This window comes from Mesorhizobium erdmanii USDA 3471, assembly GCF_000472705.1.
GTDB lineage: Bacteria > Pseudomonadota > Alphaproteobacteria > Rhizobiales > Rhizobiaceae > Mesorhizobium > Mesorhizobium erdmanii.
The window spans coordinates 93,366-115,212 of the sequence record NZ_AXAE01000005.1; the positions used below are offsets into that span (position 1 = coordinate 93,366).

The 21,847-nt window shown below is 64.6% G+C and carries 9 protein-coding genes; 3 read left to right on the top strand and 6 right to left on the bottom strand.

All coding sequences use genetic code 11. From position 1 onward, the window contains the following. Positions 1-129: 129 nt before the first annotated feature. From cysW to A3AU_RS0100510, 6 genes are all read right to left on the bottom strand, one after another. Complete coding sequence (gene cysW / locus A3AU_RS0100485) at positions 130-1,014, bottom strand: sulfate ABC transporter permease subunit CysW (RefSeq protein WP_027051018.1); 885 nt, start codon at positions 1,012-1,014, stop codon at positions 130-132. Beyond that, positions 1,007-1,858 (bottom strand): sulfate ABC transporter permease subunit CysT, encoded by an 852-nt coding sequence (cysT, locus tag A3AU_RS0100490; protein ID WP_027051019.1) that lies wholly within the window; start codon positions 1,856-1,858, stop codon positions 1,007-1,009. The genes cysW and cysT overlap by 8 nt, the downstream gene beginning before the upstream one ends. Before the next feature lie 76 nt (positions 1,859-1,934). Then, positions 1,935-2,963, bottom strand: coding sequence for a sulfate ABC transporter substrate-binding protein (locus tag A3AU_RS0100495; RefSeq protein WP_027051020.1), 1,029 nt, complete (start codon positions 2,961-2,963; stop codon positions 1,935-1,937). 203 nt (positions 2,964-3,166) lie between these two features. Continuing rightward, complete coding sequence (locus A3AU_RS0100500; RefSeq protein ID WP_051355249.1) at positions 3,167-3,898, bottom strand: M15 family metallopeptidase; 732 nt, start codon at positions 3,896-3,898, stop codon at positions 3,167-3,169. Beyond that, positions 3,891-5,981 carry a penicillin-binding protein 1C gene (pbpC, locus tag A3AU_RS0100505; RefSeq protein WP_245235394.1) on the bottom strand — a complete coding sequence of 697 codons (2,091 nt, stop codon included), beginning with the start codon at positions 5,979-5,981 and terminating at the stop codon, positions 3,891-3,893. The genes A3AU_RS0100500 and pbpC overlap by 8 nt, the downstream gene beginning before the upstream one ends. A 98-nt stretch (positions 5,982-6,079) precedes the next feature. After that, a complete protein-coding gene (locus A3AU_RS0100510) occupies positions 6,080-11,560 on the bottom strand; it encodes an alpha-2-macroglobulin family protein (RefSeq protein ID WP_027051023.1) in 5,481 nt (1,826 codons plus the stop codon). Positions 11,561-11,840: 280 nt separating this feature from the next. On the opposite strand from A3AU_RS0100510, the gene A3AU_RS0100515 reads away from it, so the two are divergent. The 3 genes from A3AU_RS0100515 (at position 11,841) to A3AU_RS0100525 (ending at position 21,739) form a co-directional block, all read left to right on the top strand. Continuing rightward, on the top strand, positions 11,841-13,769 hold the full coding sequence (locus A3AU_RS0100515; protein WP_027051024.1) for an autotransporter assembly complex protein TamA: 1,929 nt from the start codon (positions 11,841-11,843) through the stop codon (positions 13,767-13,769). A gap of 1 nt (position 13,770) precedes the next feature. Further along, the gene (locus A3AU_RS0100520; RefSeq protein ID WP_027051025.1) at positions 13,771-19,827 is read left to right on the top strand and encodes a translocation/assembly module TamB domain-containing protein; all 6,057 of its coding nucleotides are present in this window, start codon (positions 13,771-13,773) and stop codon (positions 19,825-19,827) included. A 253-nt stretch (positions 19,828-20,080) separates the two neighbouring features. After that, positions 20,081-21,739: an ABC transporter substrate-binding protein gene (locus A3AU_RS0100525; protein WP_027051026.1), complete on the top strand. Its 1,659-nt coding sequence runs from the start codon at positions 20,081-20,083 to the stop codon at positions 21,737-21,739. Positions 21,740-21,847: the final 108 nt, after the last annotated feature.

Consider the following 21,847-nt stretch of genomic DNA (forward strand, 5'->3'; position numbering starts at 1 on the left):
TTAAAGAACCTTTTTTGGTGGATGCATGTCGTTATCCCAAAACCGGCGTCCACTTTTGGGCGACATGCACTTCTTTGTTCCATGCATGTCGTTGGCCCAAAATCGGCCTCCACTTTTGGGCGACATGCATCAGTGCCCGCGCGTCGCGGCGAGTTCGGCGCCGTAGCGCATCTCGAGCAATGTTTTCAAGACCAGGGTGACGAGCGCCAGACCGGCCAGCAGTGAGGCGACGGCAAAGGCGCCGACGGCGTTGTACTCGTTGTAGAGGATTTCGACGTGCAACGGCATGGTGTTGGTCAGGCCGCGTATATGGCCCGATACCACGGACACCGCGCCGAACTCACCCATGGCACGCGCGTTGCACAACAGGACGCCATAGAGCAGGCCCCATTTGATGTTGGGCAAGGTCACATACCAGAAGGTCTGCCAGCCATTGGCGCCGAGCGAAAGCGCCGCCTCCTCATCGCCATTGCCCTGTTCCTGCATCAGCGGGATCAGTTCGCGGGCGACGAAAGGGAAGGTGACGAAGACGGTGGCGAGCACAATGCCGGGCACCGCAAACAGGATCTGGATGCCATGTCCCTTCAGCCAGTCGCCGAGCAGCCCTTGCGCACCGAACAAAAGCACATAGACCAGGCCCGAAATGACCGGCGAGACCGAGAAGGGCAGATCGATCAGCGTGGTCAAAAACGCCTTGCCCTTGAACTCGAACTTGGCGATGGCCCAGGCGGCGGAGATGCCGAAGACGACGTTGAGCGGCACCGAGATCGCCGCGACAAGCAGTGTCAGGTGGATGGCCGAGCGTGCGTCGGGCTCACTCAATGCCTGCACATAGGCGCCAATGCCTTTCGCCAGCGCCTCATGGAAGACGATGATCAGCGGCAAAAGCAGAAAGACGCCGAGGAAGGCAAAGGCGATCGCCATCAACACGGCTTGCGCGGGGCGGCTTTCGGTCACCGCCGCCGAGCGGCTCTCATGATAGGGTTCATAGGATTTGATCTCGGGATCAGCCATAGCGCTTGCGGCTCCATGTCTGGACAAGATTGACGACCAACAGCATGACGAATGACAGAGCGAGCATGATTGCCGCGATCGCGGTCGCCGCCGGATAATTGTATTCCTCCAGCCGGATGACGATCAAAAGCGGCGCGATCTCGGATTTGTACGGCAGATTGCCGGCGATGAAGATGACCGAGCCGTATTCACCGACGCCGCGCGCGAAGGCCAGCGAAAAGCCGGTGATGATGGCTGGCGCCAGGCCTGGGAACAGCACGCGGGTGATGATCTGGAAGCGGCTGGCGCCTAGCGTGGCTGCTGCCTCCTCCACCTCCCTGTCGATCTCTTCCATGATCGGCTGCACGGTGCGCACGACGAAGGGCAGGCCGATGAAGACCAGTGCGACGACGATGCCGAGCGGCGTGTAGGCGACCTTGATGCCGAGCGGCATCAGCAACTTGCCGATCCAGCCGTTCGGTGCGTAGAGCGTGGTGAGCGCTATGCCGGCCACCGCCGTCGGCAGGGCGAAGGGCAGGTCGACCATGGCGTCGACGATGCGGCGGCCGGGAAAGCGGTAGCGCACCAGCACCCAGGCGACCAGCGTGCCGAAGACGACATTGACGGCAGCCGCGACGAAAGCGGTGCCGAAGCTGATTTTCAGCGCATTGATGGTGCGGCGGTCGCTGGCGATCGCCCAGAAGTCGATCCAGCCGAGAGAGGCCGAGCGCCAGATCAGCCCGGACAGCGGAATGAGGATGATGAGGGTGAGGTAGGTAAGCGAGAAGCCGAGCGTCAATCCGAAACCCGGAATGACACTCGGCTGCCTGAAACGCCACCCCGCCTGCGCGGGTGCTGTGGTCATGGAGTTCTGGATTGTCCCTTCTTGCTCAAGCAGACTTTGCCGAAGAAGCCCCTTGGCGGGCCCCCACTATCGAACCTCACTGGGCAGGCTTGTAGATTTGGTCGAATATACCACCGTCGCCGAAATGATAAGGTTGTGCCTTCTTCCAGCCGCCAAAAAGCGGGTCGTCGATGGAGATCAACTTGATGTCGGGGGTCTTGGGCAGATCCGCCGGCGCCACCAGTTCGGGCTTGGCCGGACGGTAATGGTTCTTGGCGATGATCGTCTGGCCTTCCTTGGAGTAGAGCCAGCCGAGGTAGGCTTCGGCCACCTTGCGCGTGCCCCTGGCATCGACATTGGCGTCGACGATCGCCACCGGCGGCTCGGCCAGGATCGATGTCGGCGGATAGACAATCTCGAAATTGTCGGCGCCGAATTCGTCGAGTGCCAGATAGGCGTCGTTCTCCCAGCCGATCAGCACGTCACCAATGCCCTTTTGCGCGAAGGTGACGGTAGAGCCGCGCGCGCCGGTGTCGAGCACCGGGGCGTTGGCGTAGAGCTTGCCGACGAATTCCTTGGTCTTGGCCTCATCGCCGCCATCGTTGGCGTTGGCGTAGGCCCAGGCTGCCAGATAGTTCCAGCGGGCGCCGCCCGAAGTCTTGGGATTGGGCGTGATCACCTGGGTGCCGTCCTTGACGAGGTCGCTCCAGTCGTGAATCCCCTTGGGATTGCCCTTGCGCACCAGGAAGACGATTGTCGAGGTGTAAGGCGCTGAATTGTTTTCGAATTTCTTGCGCCAGTCGGGATTGATCTTCTTCGATTTCGAGACGATGGCATTGATGTCGCCCTCAAGCGCCAGCGTCACCACATCGGCGTCGAGGCCATCGATCACGGCACGCGCCTGGGCGCCCGATCCACCGTGCGACTGCCGGATGGTGACCGTCTCGCCGGTCTCGGCCTTCCAATGCGCGGCGAAGGCCTCGTCATAGGCTTTGTAGAGCTCACGGGTCGGATCGTAGGAAACGTTGAGGATGGTGGTGTCGGCGAACGCGAAACCGAGCGTCCCGAACTGGACAGATGTGGCGACCAGTGCGCCGAGCAGTTTCCGGAAATGAGGTTTGGTCATTTCTGCCTCCGTTGAACCTGCGTTAAATCTAGCGAAGTGATAGAATTTAGATGCATCGAATGTTGCCTTTTTTGCCCTCCTGAAGAAAATCTTCGATGATCTTCCGCCGCCTCGCGAAATATTTTCCTCGCGGAGGCTCTGGACGGACTCGACGTCCTATCTGGAGACACACGGTTCCACGACAAGACCGTTTGGTGCGGCAATCAGTTGGCGCTCACCGGAAAATCGAAGCGCCGGCTAGGAAAGGGCTCGTGCCCGAGCGTAAAATGCCACCATTCGCGGGCGTAGTTCTTGAAGCCGCCTCGACGCATGGCGTCGACCAGCAGCTTGCGGTTTGCCGCCGCTTCACTGCCGAGTGGATGGTGGATTGTTTCGCTCATCGGATCGAAACAGTCGAAACCGGTACCGAAATCGAGCGTGTTCGCATCGACGGCGCCACAGGCGGGTCTGGAGACTGATGGATCGCCGGCCCGCGCGACCGCGACATCGACGGTCGAGCCGCGCGAATGGGTTGACAGTTCGCCGACATAACCCTTGGCGATGAGGTCGCCACGCCGAACTTTCGGATACCATTGCCGATCGGGTGGTCCGCCCTCTTGCGTCCATTCGCCCATGTCGGCCACAGCACGGGCAGGGCGATAGCAGTCGAACACGACGAGCGTGAGACCTTTGGCGGCCATCGTCTTCTGCACGCCGGCAAGAGCTTGCGCCGCCTGCAAGGTGAGAATGCAGACCGGCGCGTCATAGCCGTTCACCCTGCGATGCAGGAAATTGTCCGATCCGGCGTAGCGGATGTCCTGGCGGATCGAAGGGGCGATGTCGGCAAGGCGAACGAAGCCGGCGGGCAGGGGGTCTGCATGTGCCGGCAGAGCGGACGTGGCAAGCGTCAGCGCGCAAAAACCAACGCGCTGAATCGCCTGGCGCGCTCTATTCAACGAACACTTTCACGCTGGCCGCCCGTCCGGCCGCGTCGATCACCGTCAGCGTCGAATAGCCGGCGCCGTCGGGTTGCCAGGTCGCGGTGCGGCGGCGGTCGATGCCGGCCAAAGGCTTGCCGTTGGCCAGCCAGCGGAATGGCGCACGGCCGCCTTGCAGCTTGAGCACCAGCGGCAACGCATCGGCCGAATTGGTGGCGAGGTCGACGCGGGCGCCGTCCGGCGGGAAGATGATGGTTGGCGCGGGCTCGGTCGGCGCTGCCTGCACCAGGCCATCGGCGCCGGCGCCGAAACGGGCAAGCGTCACCGGCAGGTCCTCGCGCTTGGGGGTGAAGGCGCCCGGCGGCTTACCCGGCAGCGGTACGGTGGCGAGGCCCGAGCGGACAAAGCCCTCGAACAGGATGGGAGCGGCCGAGACATAGCCGGAAAGGCCCGGCACCGCACTGGCATCGGGACGTCCGACCCAGACACCCAAGACATAGCGGCCGTCGAAGCCGACCGACCAGGCGTCGCGATAACCGTATGAGGTGCCGGTCTTGTAGGCGATGCCGCGCTGCAAGGCGCCTTCCGGCGGCTTGACCCCCGACAAGATGTCGATGATCTGCCAGTTCGCCTGGTCGTTGAGGATGGTGGCGGTGGTGCGCTCGGCATTGGCCGGCTCGGTGCCGTCATGCAGCGTGTGCGTCTTGCCGCCATTGGCGAGCCCCGTATAGAGCTGGACGAGGTCGCGCAGCGCCACGCCGACGCCGCCAAGGCCGATGGCTAGGCCGGGCGCCTCGTTGATCGGCAGGATCGGGTTGACGCCGGCCTGGCGGAAGCGCGCCGTCAGCCGCGCCGGGCCGACGGCGTCGAGCACGCGGATCGCCGGCACGTTGAGCGACAGCTGCAGCGCCTGGCGGATCGAGACATCGCCCTGGTAGCCCATGTCGAAATTCTTTGGCCGGTAGCCGCCGAAATCGACCGGGCTGTCCTCGATCAGCGTTTCCTGCGCCACCAGTCCCTGTTCGAAGGCGAGGCCATAGATGAACGGCTTCAGCGTCGAGCCGGGCGAGCGGACGATCTTGGTCATGTCGATCCAGCCGGAGCGGCTGGCGTCGAAGAAGTTGGCCGAGCCGACTTCGCCCAGAATGTCGCCGGTGCGGGAATCGGCCAGCACCATGGCGACGGACAGACGCGGCCCAAGCCTGATCGCGGCGTCGCGTGCCACCTTTTCCAGACCTTCCTGGACGCTTTTGCGGATCGTCAACTGCAAGGGCTGGCCTGGAACAGCCTTGGGCAGCATCGCATAGGCGGCGTGGGCAGCGAGCGCCGGCAAGGTGCGGCGCAGGCCCGACACATCGTCGCGGGCGGCGCGTGCCGCCTCGCGTTCACCGATCAAGCCCGACGAGACCATACGGCTCAGCACACGGTCGCGGGCGGCGTGGGCGATTTCGAGGTTGCGGTCGGGCCGGCGCTTTTCCGGCAGTTGGGGCAAGGCGACGAGCAGGGCGGCTTCCGACACGGTAAGCCGTTTCGGCTCCTTGCCGAAATAGGCAAGCGAAGCGGCGCGCACGCCTTCCAGATTGCCACCATAAGGCGCCAGCGTCAGATAGCGTTCGAGGATCTCGCGCTTGGACAGTCGCCGCTCGATCTGGATGGCGCGCAGCATCTGCTTGATCTTGGAGCCGAGGCTGCGGCTTTCGCGCGGCTCGATCAGGCGCGCAAGCTGCATCGACAGGGTCGAGCCGCCGGAAACGATGTGGCCGCTGGTGACGAGCTGGCCGGCGGCACGGCCCAGCGCCAGCACGTCCACGCCCTCATGGTCCCAGAAACGCTTGTCCTCATAGGCGACCAGCATGTCGACGAACTGCTTGTCGACCTGGTCGAGCCGGGTCTCTAACCGCCAGTAGCCGTCCGGCGTGGCGAAAGCGCGCAACAGCTGGCCATCGCGGTCCTGGACCTCGGTCGAGACGGTGAGTTCCGCCGGCAGGGGCGGCGGGAAGGCGCGGTCGAGTTCCCACAGCTCGGCGACGGCTATTGCCGCAAAACCCACCAGGGAGGCGGCGGCGATGCCTGTTCGACGGAGAAATTTTCTGGAGAGCATGGCGCTGCCCCTCATCCGCCTGCCGGCACCTTCTCCCCGTTGAGCGGGGAGAAGGCAACTGTCGCGGATATCGGCGTGTTCATCTTCGCCAAGGCGCCTTACGGCGCCTTGATCTCCATCATGCCGGTGGCGGTGCGGGCCGAAAATTGCGGCCGGTACATGTCCTCCACCGTTGCCGCCGGATGTGCGTAGGTGCCCGGCGTCACGGCGCGCACGACATAGGCAAGCGTCAGATTGTGGTCGTGGTCGCCGTCGGCCGGGTTGAACGCCGCGACGAAACGGTCGTCGCGGAATTCAAGATGCGCGGCGTCGGTCTGTGCCAGCCAGGAGAAGTTCGTCAATTGGGCGCTGGAGACCAGGCCGGGATTGTCGATCTCGAAGCCCGCCGGCAAGAGGTCGGTGACCAGAAGGCGAGACGGCCAGCTGTTCTGCTCGGTGACCTTGAGTACGACGACATAGCGTTCGTTCTGGGTAGCCTCCGTCACATTGGCTTCGGTGCCGTCGAGCTTGTAGTAGGTGCGGCTGATGGTGAAGCCGTCACCGCCGGCCGGCAAGGGCTGTATCGGCGATGCCACGGTGGTGACGACGGCCTGCAGCGGGGTCTTGCCGGTGTTGGCGATTTCGAGCGGGCTGTCGACCAATTCGGAGCCGTTGACCTGGCTGGAATAACCGCCCGAATGCGGCGCGCCATTGACGGTCAGCGTGATCGAGTCATTGCCCTCCTTCAGCGCGCGGGCCGCCAGCAGCATCCAGGAATCGTCCTGGGTGCTGGTCCAGCGGACTTCGGCGCGTTCCCTGGTCACCAGCTTGATCAGTTCCGGCACGATCGTCGACACCGGCTTCGATTCCGCCGCCAACGACAGCATCGCCGCGCCGTCACGCAGCGCCGAGCCGTAGTCGGAGCGGTACCAGTCGTAGTCGGTCTGCGACTTGGCCAGCTGCAACGCGGTCTTGAACGTCGCCTCCGAGCGCTGTGTGTCGCCGTAGAGCGCAAGGCTCGCCGCCAGTTGGGCAACGGCCATCGGGCTCGAGAAGGCTTCGAGCTGGGTGTCGGCATAGTAGCGCAAGTCGCCGATCGAGGCCTTCTTGTTGCGGGCCAGAACGTAGAGGGCGTAGGCGATCTCGCTGCCGCGGTCCTGTACGCTCTGGTCGTAGCCGAGCGAGTTCTGCAGATTGCTCAGCGCCTGGTTCATGGCCAGCGCCGGCACCTCGTATTTCTGCTCGCGCGCCCTGGTCAGGAACTCGCTGACATAGGCATCGAGCCACAGATCGCCGGAACCCGGACCCCACAGGCCGAAGCTGCCGCTCGAGGATTGGTAGCTCAGGACCTTGTAGATGGCGTCCTGGATGCGGCCATGCAGGTCGGGGTCGCTTTCCATGCCGATGCCCGAGGCCATCTCGTTGACATAGAGAAGCGGCATGGCGCGGCTGGTGGTCTGCTCGGCGCAGCCATAGGGGTAGCGGTCGAGCGTCATCAGGAGAGAGGGCACGTCGAAGGCCGCCGCCTGCGAAACGCCGACGCTGACGGAGGCGCCGTCGAGCAGACTTGCCGCCAACAGCTCCTTGTCGACGCGGAGCGCGCCGCCATTGCCCTTGAGGTCGACCACAAGGCGCGTGGTGACCGGCAACTGCGCCGGGCGCACCGGTACGTACAGCGTCTGCTCGACCTTGGTGCCGTCGGCATGCGCCAGCTTGATGGTGAGCGAGGCATTGCCCGGCGTCTTGGCGATCAGCGGCACGGTCAGCGTCTGGCGCTTGCCCTGGGCGAGCGTCAGCTTCTGCGGCAGGGGCTTGTCACCCGTCGACAGGTCGCCTGTCGTGTCGATCGAGAAGGCATAATCGCCGGTGGGGCCATCGGTGTCGGCCACGTCGAGCCGCATGACGGCGGCGTCGCCGGGCGCCAGGAAGCGCGGCAGGCCGGCAGTGATGACCACCGGGTCACGCACGATCACGTCGGACTGCGCATGGCCGACCGCTTCCTTGGTCCAGGCGACGGCCATGACGCGCACGGTGCCGTTGAACTGCGGAATATCGAAGTCGATGCGTGCCTTGCCGTCGGCGTCAAGCTGGACCGGGCCGGAGAAGAAGGCGACCAGCTTTTCGGTCGGCGGGCTGCCCTGCGCCTGCATGTTGGCGCCGTCGCCGCCGGTCCTGAGCTTGCCGGTGGTGCCGAGCGAGCCATCGATCAGGCGGCCATAGATGTCGCGGATCTCCATGCCCAGCATGCGCTGGCCGAAGAACCAGTTCTCCGGGTCCGGCGCCTTGTAGTTGGTCAAATTGAGGATGCCGACATCGACGGCGGCCACCATGACATAGGCGTTGGTGCCCGGCTGCACGCCAGCCACGGCAACCGGGATCGACAGTTGCTGGCGCGGCGTCGTCTTGTCCGGCGGCGTCAGCGTGACGGCGAGCTTCTTCGATCCTGGATCGACCGTCAGCCATTTTACGCCGATGGCGCGGGCCGGCATGCGTGTTTCCTGGGCGTCGCCCGGCCGAAACAGGGTTGCCGTGACATAGGCGCCGGCGCCCCAATCGTCGCCGACCGGGATGTCGACGGTGCTGCCGCCGGCCGGCACCGTTGCCGTGATGGTTTTCAACAGCTTGTCGGAACCGACATTGATCAGAAGTTCGCCGGCAAAATGCGGCGAGACTTTCAGCTTCGCCACTTCGCCGGCGGCATAATTGTCCTTGTCGAGAGCGATCTCCAGGCCGTCGGGCGTTTCGGTGGTGGTCGAGGCGACATACCAGCCGGCGTCGAATTCGTAGCTGGTGGCGGGACCTTCGGGATCGGAGGTTTCCACCTCGAGCCGGTACTGGCCCCAGTCGACCGGCACGGAGACGGTTGCGTCACCATCGGCGCCGAGGTCGATCTGGCCGTTGGCGATCGACTTGATCAACGTGACCGGCTCGTAGCTCCACGAATTGTTGGAGCGGTACCACTGGTAATTGCGTTCGACCTTGACCAGCGTCCACTGCGCGCCTTTCAGCGCCTCGCGCTTGCCAGCCGGATCGACCGCGATCAGGCTGAACTTGGCCGTGCCGCCCTGCGGCACCTCGTCATCGGCGAAGTCCGGACGGATGCCGATCATATGGCCTTGCGGGCGGATGCCGATGTTGAGCGAGCGCTCGATGGCGCGGCCACCGGTTTCGCGCATGCGCACCGTCACCTTGCCGTTGACCAGCTTGGTGGTCGAGGGCAACTGGTCGACGGAGATCGGGAAGGTCGCCTTGCCGTCATCGCCGACCACCGGCAGGTTGGTCAGCGGCGTGACTGTCGGCTCCGCCGACTGCTCGTCGGCGAGGCCGAAGGAAAAGTTGGGGAAGCGGTCCCAGTCGCGGGACGTCGACAGCGTCAGTTCGCCTTCCAGTGCAAGGCCCGCCGCCGGCGCGCCATAGAGGAAGCGGCCGTCGATGTCGATGTTGGCGGTTTCGCCGCGCTCGATTTCCTGCTTGTTGGCCTTCATGTCGAATTCGATGCGATCCGGCACGAAATCCTCGACCAGGAACATCTGGCTGGCCACCGCCGGCTGCTTGGGATCGGTATGGATCGACACCGACCAGGTGCCGCGCATGGCGTTGGCTTCGAGCGGCAGGTCAACGGCATGGCCGCCGGCCGAAGCGCCGTCGCTGACGATGCGGCGGTCCTCGACGCCGTCGGGGCGCGAGAAGATGAAGGTCAGCGGCAGGTTCTCGACCGCCTTGGCGGCGCCATCGCGGGCAAGAGCCGCGACATGGACATCCTCGCCGGCGCGGTAGATGCCGCGCTCGGTCCAGGCATAGACGTCGAGCGCGCCGGGCGCCGCGCGCCCGGTAACGCCACGGTCGGAGAGGTCGAAGCCGGCCTTGGACATGTCGAGGAAGACGAAATCATTGTCGCCCTGCTTGGCCATCAGAACGGCCGGCACCATGCCGCCGTCACCGCGCGTCAGGCCGGGGTTGAAGACGGCATGGCCGTCGGCATCAGAGGTCGCGGTGCCGAGAATCTCGTTGTTGCGGGCAACCAGCGTCAGTTCGGCGCCGGCGATCGGCTTGGCCGAGCCAAGCGAACGGGCAAAGACGTTGAGCCCGTCCTGGCCGGTATAGGTCGACAGTCCGATGTCGGAGACGACGAACCACTGGGTGGCCATCGAATTGTAGTCGTCGCCCTTGCCGTTGACGGCCTGGGCGGTCAGCACATAGACGCCGGGCTTGCGCTGCGGCAGCGCTTCGTCGACCGGGAAGGAGGTGGTGACCTCCTTGTTGAGGTCGTTGACGATGTCGAGCTGGCCCTGCCAGACCGGCGCGCCCATCTGCTCGGAAATGTTGGAGATGTCATAGCCGTCGAGCTGGTGAAGGAACTGGTAGCCCGACAGCAGCTGCGCCAGCGAACGGTCGCCGATGCGGTAGAGCTTCATCTCGGCTGCATTCATGTTGACGGTGACCACAGGAATGCCGCGGCGCGCGCCAGCCGGCAACACGAAGCTGTCGCCGGTGAAGCGGGCGGACGGGGCGCGATCCTGCACGTAGATCGACAGCACCACGGGAGCGGCGGTCACTTCGCCGATCGCAGCCGGCAGGCCAGCGCGGAAGGTGACGTCATAATGCTGGCCGTGTTCGAGCCCTTCGACGCAGATCTGCTTGCCCTTGGCCTCGACGCCCTTCGGCGGCGCGTTGTCGACTGTCACGAACTGCGCATAATCGACACCGGTCTTGACCAGGTCCTCGGAGAATTGCGCGCAGATGCGCGGCGCGCTGGTGTCGGCGTCGACGCTGTGGTCGATGACACGGAAACCCTTGCGGGCCTTCAGATCGGCATAGTCGGCCTGCACGGCCGGTGACGTTACCAGCGCCAGGCTCGCCTCATATGCCTGCAGCGCCGGCCGGTAGAGATCGCGCTTGTCGAGACCGGCGCCGAGCAGGGCCAGCACGTCGGCGCGTGTCTTGGTGGTGCGCAAGAGCTTGTAGGCGTTGAAAGCGGCCGACGTGCCGTTCATCGGCAAGGTAGACGCTTCGGAAGTGTTGGCGGCGGGCTGCACGGCCAGCGTTTCGCGTGCCAGGTTGAGCCAGAGCTTGCCATCGTCAGGCATTACCGAGACAGCGGATTCGTATTTCTGCATGGCCGAGCGATGGTCGCCGGTCTGTACGGCCTGCTCGGCCGAGTTGATCAAGGCGGCCATGCCTTCGGTCGGCTTGTCAAAGGCCGGGCCAAGCAGCCTGTTGCGGTATTGCTGGGCCTGGTCGGCCATCCAGTTGGGGAAGAAGGCGAGTTCCGGCGGGGCGCCGATATCGGGATCGCCGTCAACTTTGACGATCTTGCCGGCGACCGCGCCGTTGAACGGCTTCAGTTGGTTGTAGTCGGATTTGAGAAAGCACCATTTGGCCTTAGTGTTGTAGGTGAAGGCGCGGCAGGCCGGATCGCCAAGGCATGTCGTCTTGCACTGGTCGAGGGTGACATTCTGGTCGGATCTGAGGTCAAAGCCGAAATAGTCGGAATTGTCGGTCGTTGCGATTCGCCGGGCCTCGGCCGCTTGCGCGACAGTTCCCCAAGCGAAGAAAAAAAGGATCAGGATCGACAGACCACGAGCCGCGCGCATTGTCATAACACCCTCCAGACAATTGCAGACGTCCGGGCATGTTCAAGCTTCAGTCGAGCTTGTCAACGCGCGGACGCGGCAGGTGCCGCCTGCCAACGGTTTATTTTCCGGCCAAGGACCGGTATGCGGACAGTAACCTCCATAGGACAGGGGATCACGCATTCTTGCGGACACGCAGAAGGTGTGAATTCCAAGCCCGTCCTATTTCAGACAATTGGATTGTGGCCCCTTTACGAGCGCTTCAGAACTTCATTCCAATTTTAGTTTTGTAACCTAGGTTGTCTTAATGCCGGCGCATGAAAAGCAGATGTCAGGAAGGACCGCGCCAGGGCGCGCCCTTCCGCGCGCCCTGCTTTTGGCCATGATGTGCACGAGCGCGCTGGTCGCCGAATCAAGGACCGCCGCTGCTTTCGAGCTTTTCGGCATCAAGCTGTGGGGATCGTCCAACGACCAGGACGCCGACATCGTCGATCCCCTGCGCTACGCCGTGACGCTCAACGCGCCCGACGCGGACAAGGACCTCACCAAGAAGCTTGAAAACGCCTCGGCGCTGAAGGGCGACGAGGATCGCCCGGTTTCGGGTTCGCTCGGGCTCATGGCCAAGGCGCGCAGCGACCGTGAGCAACTGGTCGCCGCCCTTTACGCCGATGCCCGCTATGAAGGCGTGGTCACCATCACCATAGACGGCAAGCCGCTCGACGACTTGCCACCGGACGCCGAATTCAAGGGCCCGCAGCCGATCCCGGTGGCGATCAATATTGCCACCGGCCCCAAATTCACCCTCGGTAACATAAGGCTTGAAGGCGATGCGGCCGGGCTGATGAGCGCCGATTACGGCCTGATATCGGGCGGCGACGCCGGGTCCGGCGCCGTGCTCAAGGCCGAGGCGCTGATCGTGCGGACGCTGAAGGAGCAGGGCAGGCCGCTGGCCAAGGTGACCGACCGGCAGATCGTCGCCGACCATGCCAGCTCGACGCTCGACGTGACGCTGACGGTGGCGGCCGGGCCGGTCGCCGGTTATGGCGCGACGACGGTCGAAGGCACCGAGAAGGTCGACCGCGATTTCACCGAGTACATGACCGGGCTGAAGCGCGGCAAGCAGTACTCGCCGCAGGAGATCAGCGACGCGCGCGACAGGCTGCTGGCGCTCGAGGTCTTCAACAGCGTGACCTTCAAGGAAGCCGACAAGCTCGACGCCGACGGCAACCTTCCGATCGGCGTTCAGGTCAGCGAGCGCAAGCCGCGCTATTTCGGCCTCGGCGGTACCCTCTCGAACACCGAGGGGCTGGGCCTGGAAGGCTATTGGGGGCACCGGAACCTGTTTGGTCACGCGGAAAAGCTGCGCATCGACGGCGCCATCTCGGGCATCGGCAGCAACAATCTGTCCGAACTGAACTACAATGCCGGCATCATGTTCGAGAAACCCGGCGTGATCGGACCGGCGTCGAAGTTCTTTGCCGGCGTGAAGACCGTGCTCGAGCATCCGGACGCGTACGACCATTTCTCGGTCAAGGGCAGCACAGGCCTGTCCTATGAACTCGACAAGAAGCAGACCGTCTCGGCGGAGGTCGCGCTCGACTATTCCAGGATCACGGATGCGTTCGGCAAACACACCTACCTGATCGCCAGTGTCCCGCTGCAATATGTCTATGACAACAGGGATAGCAGGCTGAACCCGACCAGCGGCTTCCGGGTCCTGGCCTATGCCGAGCCGAGCTACGACATCATGAGTGGCGCGGCCTTCCTCAAGCTGAAGGGCGAGGGCTCGGCCTATCAGTCGCTGGACACGGCCTCGAAGTTCGTGCTGGCCGAGCGCGTCGCCGTAGGTTCGATCGTCGGCACTGGACTGCAGAACGTGCCTGCCGACAGGCGCTTCTACTCCGGCGGCGGCGGTTCGGTGCGTGGCTATGCCTATCAGGGTATCGGCCCCAAGGATTTCAACGGCCAGCCGATCGGCGGCCTGTCCTTCTTCGAGACCTCAGTCGAGATGCGCATCGCCGTCACCGACACGATCGGCATCGTGCCGTTCGTCGATGCCGGCACGGTGTCGACGAAGTCGGTTCCGAACTTCTCCGACGTCAAGGTCGGTGCCGGCGTCGGCCTGCGCTATGTCACGCCGTTCGGGCCGCTGCGCATCGATGCGGCCGTGCCGCTCAACCGCGACCCCAGTGATCCGCATTTCGGCATCTATGCCGGCATCGGGCAGGCGTTTTGACATGAAGATCGTCTGGCGCATCCTCCGCATTGTCCTCTACACGCTGCTGATCGTGGTTGCAGGCGTGATCGGCGCGCTTGTCGTGCTGACCAAGACCGAGCGCGGACGCGACAATCTCGCCGGCATCGTTTCGCGATTGGCCTCGAACGACGACCGCAAGATCACGGTCAGCGGCATCGACGGAATCTGGTCGGGTAACCTCAGCGTCGATCATGTCGTGCTGGAAGACCGCCAGGGCGCCTGGTTGGTTGCCCGCAAGGTCGCCGTCGACTGGTCGCCGCTGGCGCTTCTGTCGAAAAGCTTCAGTGCCGACCGCATCGCCGCCGAGCGCATTGAACTCGCACGCCTGCCGGTCGCCGGCACGCAGCCGCCGCCGCCGAGTGGCGGCGCAACGACGCTGCCGGTTGCCATCGACGTCAAGCAGATAGATCTCCCCGAAATCGCGCTTGGCCCGCAACTGGCCGGCAGCGGCATCGCCGAACTTGCCGCCAAGGGGATGCTCAAGGCCGACGCCGCGCCGCTGGCGGTCGAAACGACGCTCGCCGTCACCCGCCACGACGGCAAGCAAGGCAATGTCGACGCCAAGATTCACTTTGCGCCTGGTGACAACAGACTCGACCTCGACCTCAAGGCTTCGGAGCCGGCAGGCGGCATCATCGCCAATCTGCTCAAGCTGCCGGACGCGCCGCCGGTCGACATAACCGTCTCGGGCACGGGACCGCTCGCCAACTGGAACGGCATCGCCACGTTCACGGTCGACGGCAAGATCGTCACGCAACTGACGGGCCGTCATCAGCTTACCGACAAGGGCAATCACGTCGAGGCCAAGGGCGATGGTGAGTTCGCGCCCTTCCTGCCGGAGAATCTGAGGCCGCTGTTTGCCGGCAAGACCAGCTTCGATGTCGCCGGCACCGCCACATCGGCCGGCGGCATCAGCATCGATCGGGCCAGCATCGAAAGCGATGCCATCCATGGCACCGCGACCGGCATCGCCGACCCGGCCGGCGCCAGCGATCTATCGGTTCAAATTGCCGCCAAGGGCGCGCCTGTGCAGATCACGGTGGGAAGTGCCGCGCAACCGATCACGCTGGCGATCAGGAACGCCACCGCCCGTGCGTTCGGCGACGGCAAGGCGCCGATTGTCGATATCGGTGCTTCGCTGGCCTCGGTGGTGGCGGGCGGCACGCAACTGAACGATCTGGCGGCACAAATCCATTCCGACGGCTTCGACATCCAGAACCGCGCCGGTCCGGTTGCCGTCAAGCTGACGGCGGGCGGGTTGAAGACCGATGTGGCGACGCTGGCGCCGCTGGTCACCGGCAAGGTCGATGTCGACCTGGCGGGATCGCTGAGCAAGGATGCCATCACTATCGACCAGGGCACAATGCGCTCCGATGCGCTCAACGCTTCGCTGACGATGACGGTGGCGCTTGCCGACCTCTCGATGCAGCTCAAGATGAACGCCGATGCGGTGTCGACCGCCTTGCCGCCGCAGATCAGCTCCGTGCTCGGCGAGCGGGTGAAATTCTCGGCCGCCGCGACGCGCGATCCGCAAGGCGCCTTTGCCGCCAATTCGATCTCGTTGACGTCCGGTTCGCTCAGCGCCAGCGGCACCGCCAGCGCGCAAGGAACCGACATCCAGGCCGACATCAAGGGCACGCTGGGCGACGTTTCGGTGCTGTCGCCAATGGTCGGCGTGCCGGTTGCCGGCGGCGTCAATTTCTCGCTGTCGGCCAGCGGCGCCCGGACGGCGCCGGATTTCACCGTCTCCGCCGACAGCGATAGCCTGACGGCGTCAGGCCGCACCGTGAAGGCGATCAAGCTGACGGCGAGCGGCAAGGCCGACATTGCAAGCCCTTCCGCCGATGTTTCGCTGACCGGCGCCGTCAACGACCAGCCGCTCGACGTCAAGGCGGCGCTGGTGACGAGCGAGGGCAAGCGCTCGATCAACGGTTTCCTCGTCGCGCTGGGCGACAACAAGGTTTCTGGCGACCTCGCGCTTGACGACAAGTTCATGCCGCTCGGCACGTTGACGCTCGCCGCACCGGCAGTCGACCAGTTGGCGGCACTCGCCGGCCAGGCGGTGACCGGCGACATCAACGGCACCATCCTCTTTGCTCGGGATGGCGAGGCGCCGTCCGTCACCATCGATGCGAAAAGCTCGTCGATCGCGCGCGGCGAGGTGACGGCCAAGACGATCGCCGTCAACGCGCTGATCGCCAACTATCTCAAGGCGCCGGCGATCTCGGGCACCATCAAGGCTGACGCGGTCACGGCGGGCGCCACCGAGATCAGCGGCATCGGTGTCGACCTGAAGCGCGATGGCGACTGGACCAATTTCACCGGCGGCGCGACGATTGCAGGCATTCCGGCGACAGCCGCCGGCCGGGTCAAGATCGCCGAGGGGACCACCAGCGTCGAGATCTCCTCGGGCGAGGCGACGATTCGCGGCATCAAGGCGGCGATCGCCGAGGCCTCGACACTGACCATCGCCAATGGCACGACCAGCATCGAGAGACTGGCGCTCGACATTGGCGGCGGCGCGGTGACGTTGTCGGGCAGCGCCGGCCAGACGCTCGATCTCGCCGCACAGTTCTCGGCGTTGCCGGCGGCGCTTGCCAATGATTTCGCGCCCGGGCTCGATGCCGTAGGTACGCTGGGCGGCACGGCGCAGGTGACCGGAACGCCGGCTGCTCCACAGGTTCGGTTCGACGCGCAGCTCACCGGCGTCGAAACCAGCCAGACCCGCCAGGCCGGGCTCGGGACGCTCGCTGTCGATGCGGCCGGCGCCTACACTTTGGCTGGCGGCGTCGCGCTCGACCATGCGACGCTCTCGGGCGAGAAGATTTCCGGCAAGGCCGCCGGTACGATCAATCCCAATGGCGCCAGCGATTTCGCGCTGGATCTCATCTCATCCGGTCCCAGCCTGCTGCTGACGGTCGGCAGCGCCGAGAGCCCGGTCAAGATCGAGGTCCAGTCCCTGTCGGCAAAGGTGGCGGGCGAGAGCACGCAGGCCCGCCTGGACGTTTCCGCGATCCTGCCGTCGGTCACCACCAGTCCGGCCAAGGTGGACGGGCTTGTCCTGGCGTTGCATTCGGACGCGTTCGATCTCAGGAACCGCGCCGGGCCGGTTTCCGGCACGGTGTCGGTCGACAAGGTCGGTCTCGACAATGCCGCGATCGCGCCGCTGATCGCCGGCAAGGTCACGGCCGCGCTCAACGCCCGGCTGACACCGGACTCCGTCGCCATAGACAGTGGCTCGCTCAAGAGCGATGCGCTCAACAGCCAGGTCGCCGGCCAGGTATCGCTGCGCGACGGCGCCATCGACCTTACGCTGAGCGCGGACGCCCCGTCGTCGGCCTTGCCGGCCGCGGCGCGCGGCATGCTCGGCGAACGCGCGCGGATCAGCGCCACACTGAAGCGCGATCCCAACGGCAGTATCAATGTCGATGGGCTGAAGCTGGCGTCGGGTGGACTGACCGCACAGGGGCAGGCGAGCCTTGCCGACAATAAGGTGGCGGCCGACATCACCGGCGCCCTTGCCGATATCTCGCCGCTGTCTAAGGACGCCAAGGGCGCCATTGCCTTTGCGCTAAGCGCACAGGGACCGGCCGTCGCGCCCGATCTGTCGCTGACGGTCAACAGCGATCGCCTGCTGGTTGCGGAGCGCGAGATCACCGGGCTGAAGCTCACTGCCACCGGCAAGGCGGATGCCGCCAACCCGGCGGCGAATGTGCAGCTCACCGGCAATGTCGCGGGACAAGCCTTGCAAGGCAGCGCGGTGCTGGCGACGGCGGACGGCAAGAGCGCCATCAACGGCCTGCTGCTGTCGCTGGGCAAGAACAAGATCTCCGGCGATCTGGCGCTGGACGACAAGTTCGTGCCCGAGGGAACCATCTCGCTCGATCTGCCCGATATCGGGCCGCTTGCGGCGCTGGCGCTGGAAAAGGCCGAGGGCGACGTGCGCGGCACGATCGCCTTCACCAGGAATGGCGCAGCGCCGCAAGTCGCCATCAAGGCTGCCACCGCCTCGATCACCCGCGGCGACCTGCAGGCAAAGGCCGTTTCCATCGATGCGCTGATCGCCAACTACCTCGCCGCGCCGGTGATCTCGGGCAAGATCCGAGCGGATACCGTCACATCGGGCGGTACCGTGATCAGCGGCATCAACGTTGATTTGAAGCGCGACGGCGACTGGACCGGCTTTTCCGGCGGCGCCACGGTCAAGGGCATTCCGGCGCAGGCCGCGGGCCGCGTGAAGGTGGCCAATGGCACCACCACCATCGAACTCGCCTCCGGCCAGGCGACCGTGCAGGGTATCAAGGCGGCAATCGCCCAGGCCTCGACGGTCAGCATCGCCAACGGTACGACGACGCTGGACAGGCTGGTCCTCAACCTTGGCGGCGGCACGGCAACGGTCACCGGCAAGGTCGGGCAAGCGCTCGACATCAATGCGACGCTCGCCAAGGTGCCGATGTCGCTCGCCAACAGTTTTTCGCCTGGCCTCGATGCCGCCGGCTCGATCTCCGGTACGGTGAAGGTGACGGGCGCGCCGGCCAGTCCCGCCGTCGCATTCAACATCGACGCGGCCGGTGTGCAGACATCGCAGACCCGGGGTGCCGGCGTCGGCGCGGTGAGCGTGTCCTCGTCCGGCACTTTTGCCGGCAAAAAGCTGACCTTCAACGCCAATGTCAGCGACGGCGCCGGCCTTGGCCTGAAGGGCGGCGGCACGGTGACCACGGCGGGCACGCCGGCACTGGTGCTCGACTTCAACGGCGCCGTGCCGTTCGGCATCCTCAGCCAGAAGCTTGCCGCGCAAGGCCTGGCGTTGACGGGAACCGCCAATGTCAATGTCCAGGTGCGCGGGCCGGCGACTTCGCCCGTCATCGGCGGCAGCGTCAGCACATCGGGTGCGCGGCTGGTCGATGCGCGCTCGGGGCTGGCCGTCAACGACCTCACGGCCGATGTCTCGATCGGCGGCGGCGTCGCCAGGATCAACCGGCTGACCGGAACATTGTCAACACGCGGCAGCCTGTCGGCCAGCGGCACGGTCGGCATCAACCCGGCGCAAGGTTTTCCGGCCGATCTGTCGATCAAGCTTACCGACGGGCGCTATACGGATGGGCGCGTGGTGACCGCCAATCTCGGTGGCGACCTGACGATCAAGGGGCCGCTGACATCGGCGCCGGCGATTGCCGGAACCGTCAATCTCGCCAAGACCGTCATCACCGTTCCCGATAAATTGCCGGGCTCGCTCTCGGCGCTCGACGTCAAGCACAAGAATGCGCCTGGTGCCGTCAGGGCGCAGGACAAGGCACTGCGGCCGGCGACGACCAGCGGCAAGAGCGGCGGCAGCGGGCTCGCGCTCGACGTCACCGTCAATGCGCCGAACCAGATCTTCATCCAGGGCAGGGGTGTCGACGCCGAACTGGGCGGCTCGCTCAGGCTGACCGGTCCGGCCTCGTCGCCGCAGGCGGTCGGCACCTTCACCCTGCAGCGCGGCCGGCTGTCGATCCTCGGCAAGCGGCTGACCTTCACCGAGGGAACGGTCGGCTTCTCCGGCTCGCTGGTGCCCTACCTCAACCTGACCGCGACGACGACGACGACCAGCGCCACCGTCACCATCGTTGTGTCGGGCGAGGCGACCAATCCGAAATTCACCTTCTCCTCGGTGCCGGCGTTGCCCGAGGACGAGGTGCTGGCGCAACTGATCTTCGGCCGCTCGATGTCGAACCTGTCGCCACTGCAGATCGCGCAACTGGCCGAAGCGGCCGGGCAGCTGGCCGGCGTCGGCGGCTCGACGTCATTGCTGGAGAACCTGCGCAGCGCCATTGGCGTCGACGATCTCGACGTCACCACCGATAGCCAGGGCGGCACGGCGGTGTCCGCCGGCAAGTACCTCAACGACCGTACCTATGTGACCATTCAGAAGGGTGACAAGCCGGGTTCGGGCAAGGCGACCATCGACCTCAATGTCGGGCGTGGCGTCAAATTGCGCGGCGAGGCGACCGACGCCGGCGAAGCCAAGGGCGGCATCTTCTACGAAAAGGAATATTGAGGGGCTGGCCCCTGCAAAGGCTGGAACTGGCGCTGTCGCAAGCCGTGCAAATGTCTCAGTTTAATGGCCAAAAAGAGATTTTGGCGAAATCTGGGCGCACTAGCACTTTTGCGCCAAGACTGTCGCTATCGCGCGAACCGCTCCCTTTTCAAAGTTGCACATTCGCTAACATGTTCCCATTCCACGCCGTCTTTGACATCATGGCCTGGATGCGGAATGTTAATCGGCGGAAAGCCAACAATGGGAGTTAGTCATGACGATTTATAAGAGCAACGGCGACAGCGTTCCGGATCACATCCTGGCCATGGCCAAAGAAGCCAAGGCAGGAACGGTGGATCGTCGCGAATTCCTGGCGCTTGCCAGCGTCTTCGGTGCGTCGACGGCCATGGCCTACGGACTGCTCGGCCTTGCCGCTCCGACCCCGGCCAGAGCCGAGGACGTGCAGGGCAAGAAGGGCGGCGTGATCAAGGTCGCCATGTCGGTGAAGGATCCCAAGGATCCGCGCACGGCGGACTGGTCGGAAATTTCCAATGCCGAACGCCAGGCGCTCGAGCCGCTGGTGAAATACACGAAGGAGTACACCTTCGCGCCGTATCTGCTGGCGAGCTGGGACATCAATGACGACGCTACCGAATACACGCTGCATGTGCGGCCGGGCGTCGAATGGAACAATGGCGACAAATTCACCGCCGACGACGTGATCTACAATTTCACCCGCTGGGCCGACAAGTCGGCGGCAGGCAACTCGATGCCGGGCCGCCTCGGCAGCCTCGTCGACGAGACGACCAAGAAGCTGCGCGCAGGCTCGGTCGTCAAGGTCGACGACATGACGGTCAAGCTCAAGCTGACCAAGCCCGATATCGCCATCATCCCGAACCTGTGCGACTATCCCGGCCTCATCGTCCACAAGACCTTCGACGAGAAGGGCGCGAACTTCAAGAACTGCCCGATCGGCACTGGTCCGTTCGAACTCGTTTCCTACGATGTCGGCCAGAAGGTCGTCTACAAGCGCCGCACCACCGGCAAATGGTGGCAGGGCGAGGCCTTCCTCGATGGCGTCGAGTTCATCGACTACGGCACCGATCCGGCCGCGACTGTCTCCGCCTTCGAATCGGGCGAAGTGCAGACCAACCACGAGACGACCGCCGACTACGTCAAGATCATCGAAGGCGTCGGCGCGCCGGCTTCGGAAGTCGTGACCGCGGCCACCGTGGTGTCGCGTTTCAACGTCAACGCCAAGCCTTATGGCGATCAGAAGGTGCGCCAGGCAATGGCTCTGGCCGTCGACAATTCGGTGGTGCTGCAGCTTGGCTACGGCAATGCCGGCACGCCGGCCGAGAACCACCATGTCGCGCCGATCCATCCTGAATATGTCGAACTGCCGAAGATCAAGCGCGACATGGCCAAGGCCAAGCAGATGCTGACGGAAGCCGGCGTGATCGATTTCGAGCACGAACTGATCAGCAACGACGAGGACTATCACAAGAACACCACGGACGCGATCGCGGCCCAGTTGCGCGAAGCCGGCATCAAGGTGAAGCGCACCGTGCTGCCGAGCTCGACCTTCTGGAATGACTGGACGAAATATCCGTTCTCGGAAACCAACTGGAACATGCGTCCGCTGGGTATCCAGGTCATCGCCATCGCCTACCGCACGGGCGAAGCCTGGAACGAGACGGCTTACGCCAATCCGGACTTCGACAAGAAGGTCAACGAGGCGCTCGGCATCGCCGATGCGGAGAAGCGCAAGGTTGTGATGAAGGACATCGAGACGATGCTGCAGGAGTCCGGCATCATCATCCAGCCGTACTGGCGCAAGCTCTACATCAACATCAAGCCCGAGGTGAAGAACCACTCGATGCACCCGACCTACGAGCACGATTTCGGCAAGGTCTGGCTCGATCAGGCGTGACCCACAGCTTGAAGAATGCGAGGGGCGCACGGCCCTTCGCATTCGCAGGATCGCCGCCGTTGCATGAGATGCAGCGGCGGCGTGACGTCACAAGGTTTTCGTCACAGG

Coding starts and splice junctions, on each gene's coding strand:
- cysW (WP_027051018.1), bottom strand. CDS start 1,014: ATGGCTGATCCCGAGATCAAATCCTATGAACCCTATCATGAGAGCCGC.
- cysT (WP_027051019.1), bottom strand. CDS start 1,858: ATGACCACAGCACCCGCGCAGGCGGGGTGGCGTTTCAGGCAGCCGAGT.
- A3AU_RS0100495 (WP_027051020.1), bottom strand. CDS start 2,963: ATGACCAAACCTCATTTCCGGAAACTGCTCGGCGCACTGGTCGCCACA.
- pbpC (WP_245235394.1), bottom strand. CDS start 5,981: ATGCTCTCCAGAAAATTTCTCCGTCGAACAGGCATCGCCGCCGCCTCC.
- A3AU_RS0100510 (WP_027051023.1), bottom strand. CDS start 11,560: ATGACAATGCGCGCGGCTCGTGGTCTGTCGATCCTGATCCTTTTTTTC.
- A3AU_RS0100515 (WP_027051024.1), top strand. CDS start 11,841: ATGCCGGCGCATGAAAAGCAGATGTCAGGAAGGACCGCGCCAGGGCGC.
- A3AU_RS0100520 (WP_027051025.1), top strand. CDS start 13,771: ATGAAGATCGTCTGGCGCATCCTCCGCATTGTCCTCTACACGCTGCTG.
- A3AU_RS0100525 (WP_027051026.1), top strand. CDS start 20,081: ATGACGATTTATAAGAGCAACGGCGACAGCGTTCCGGATCACATCCTG.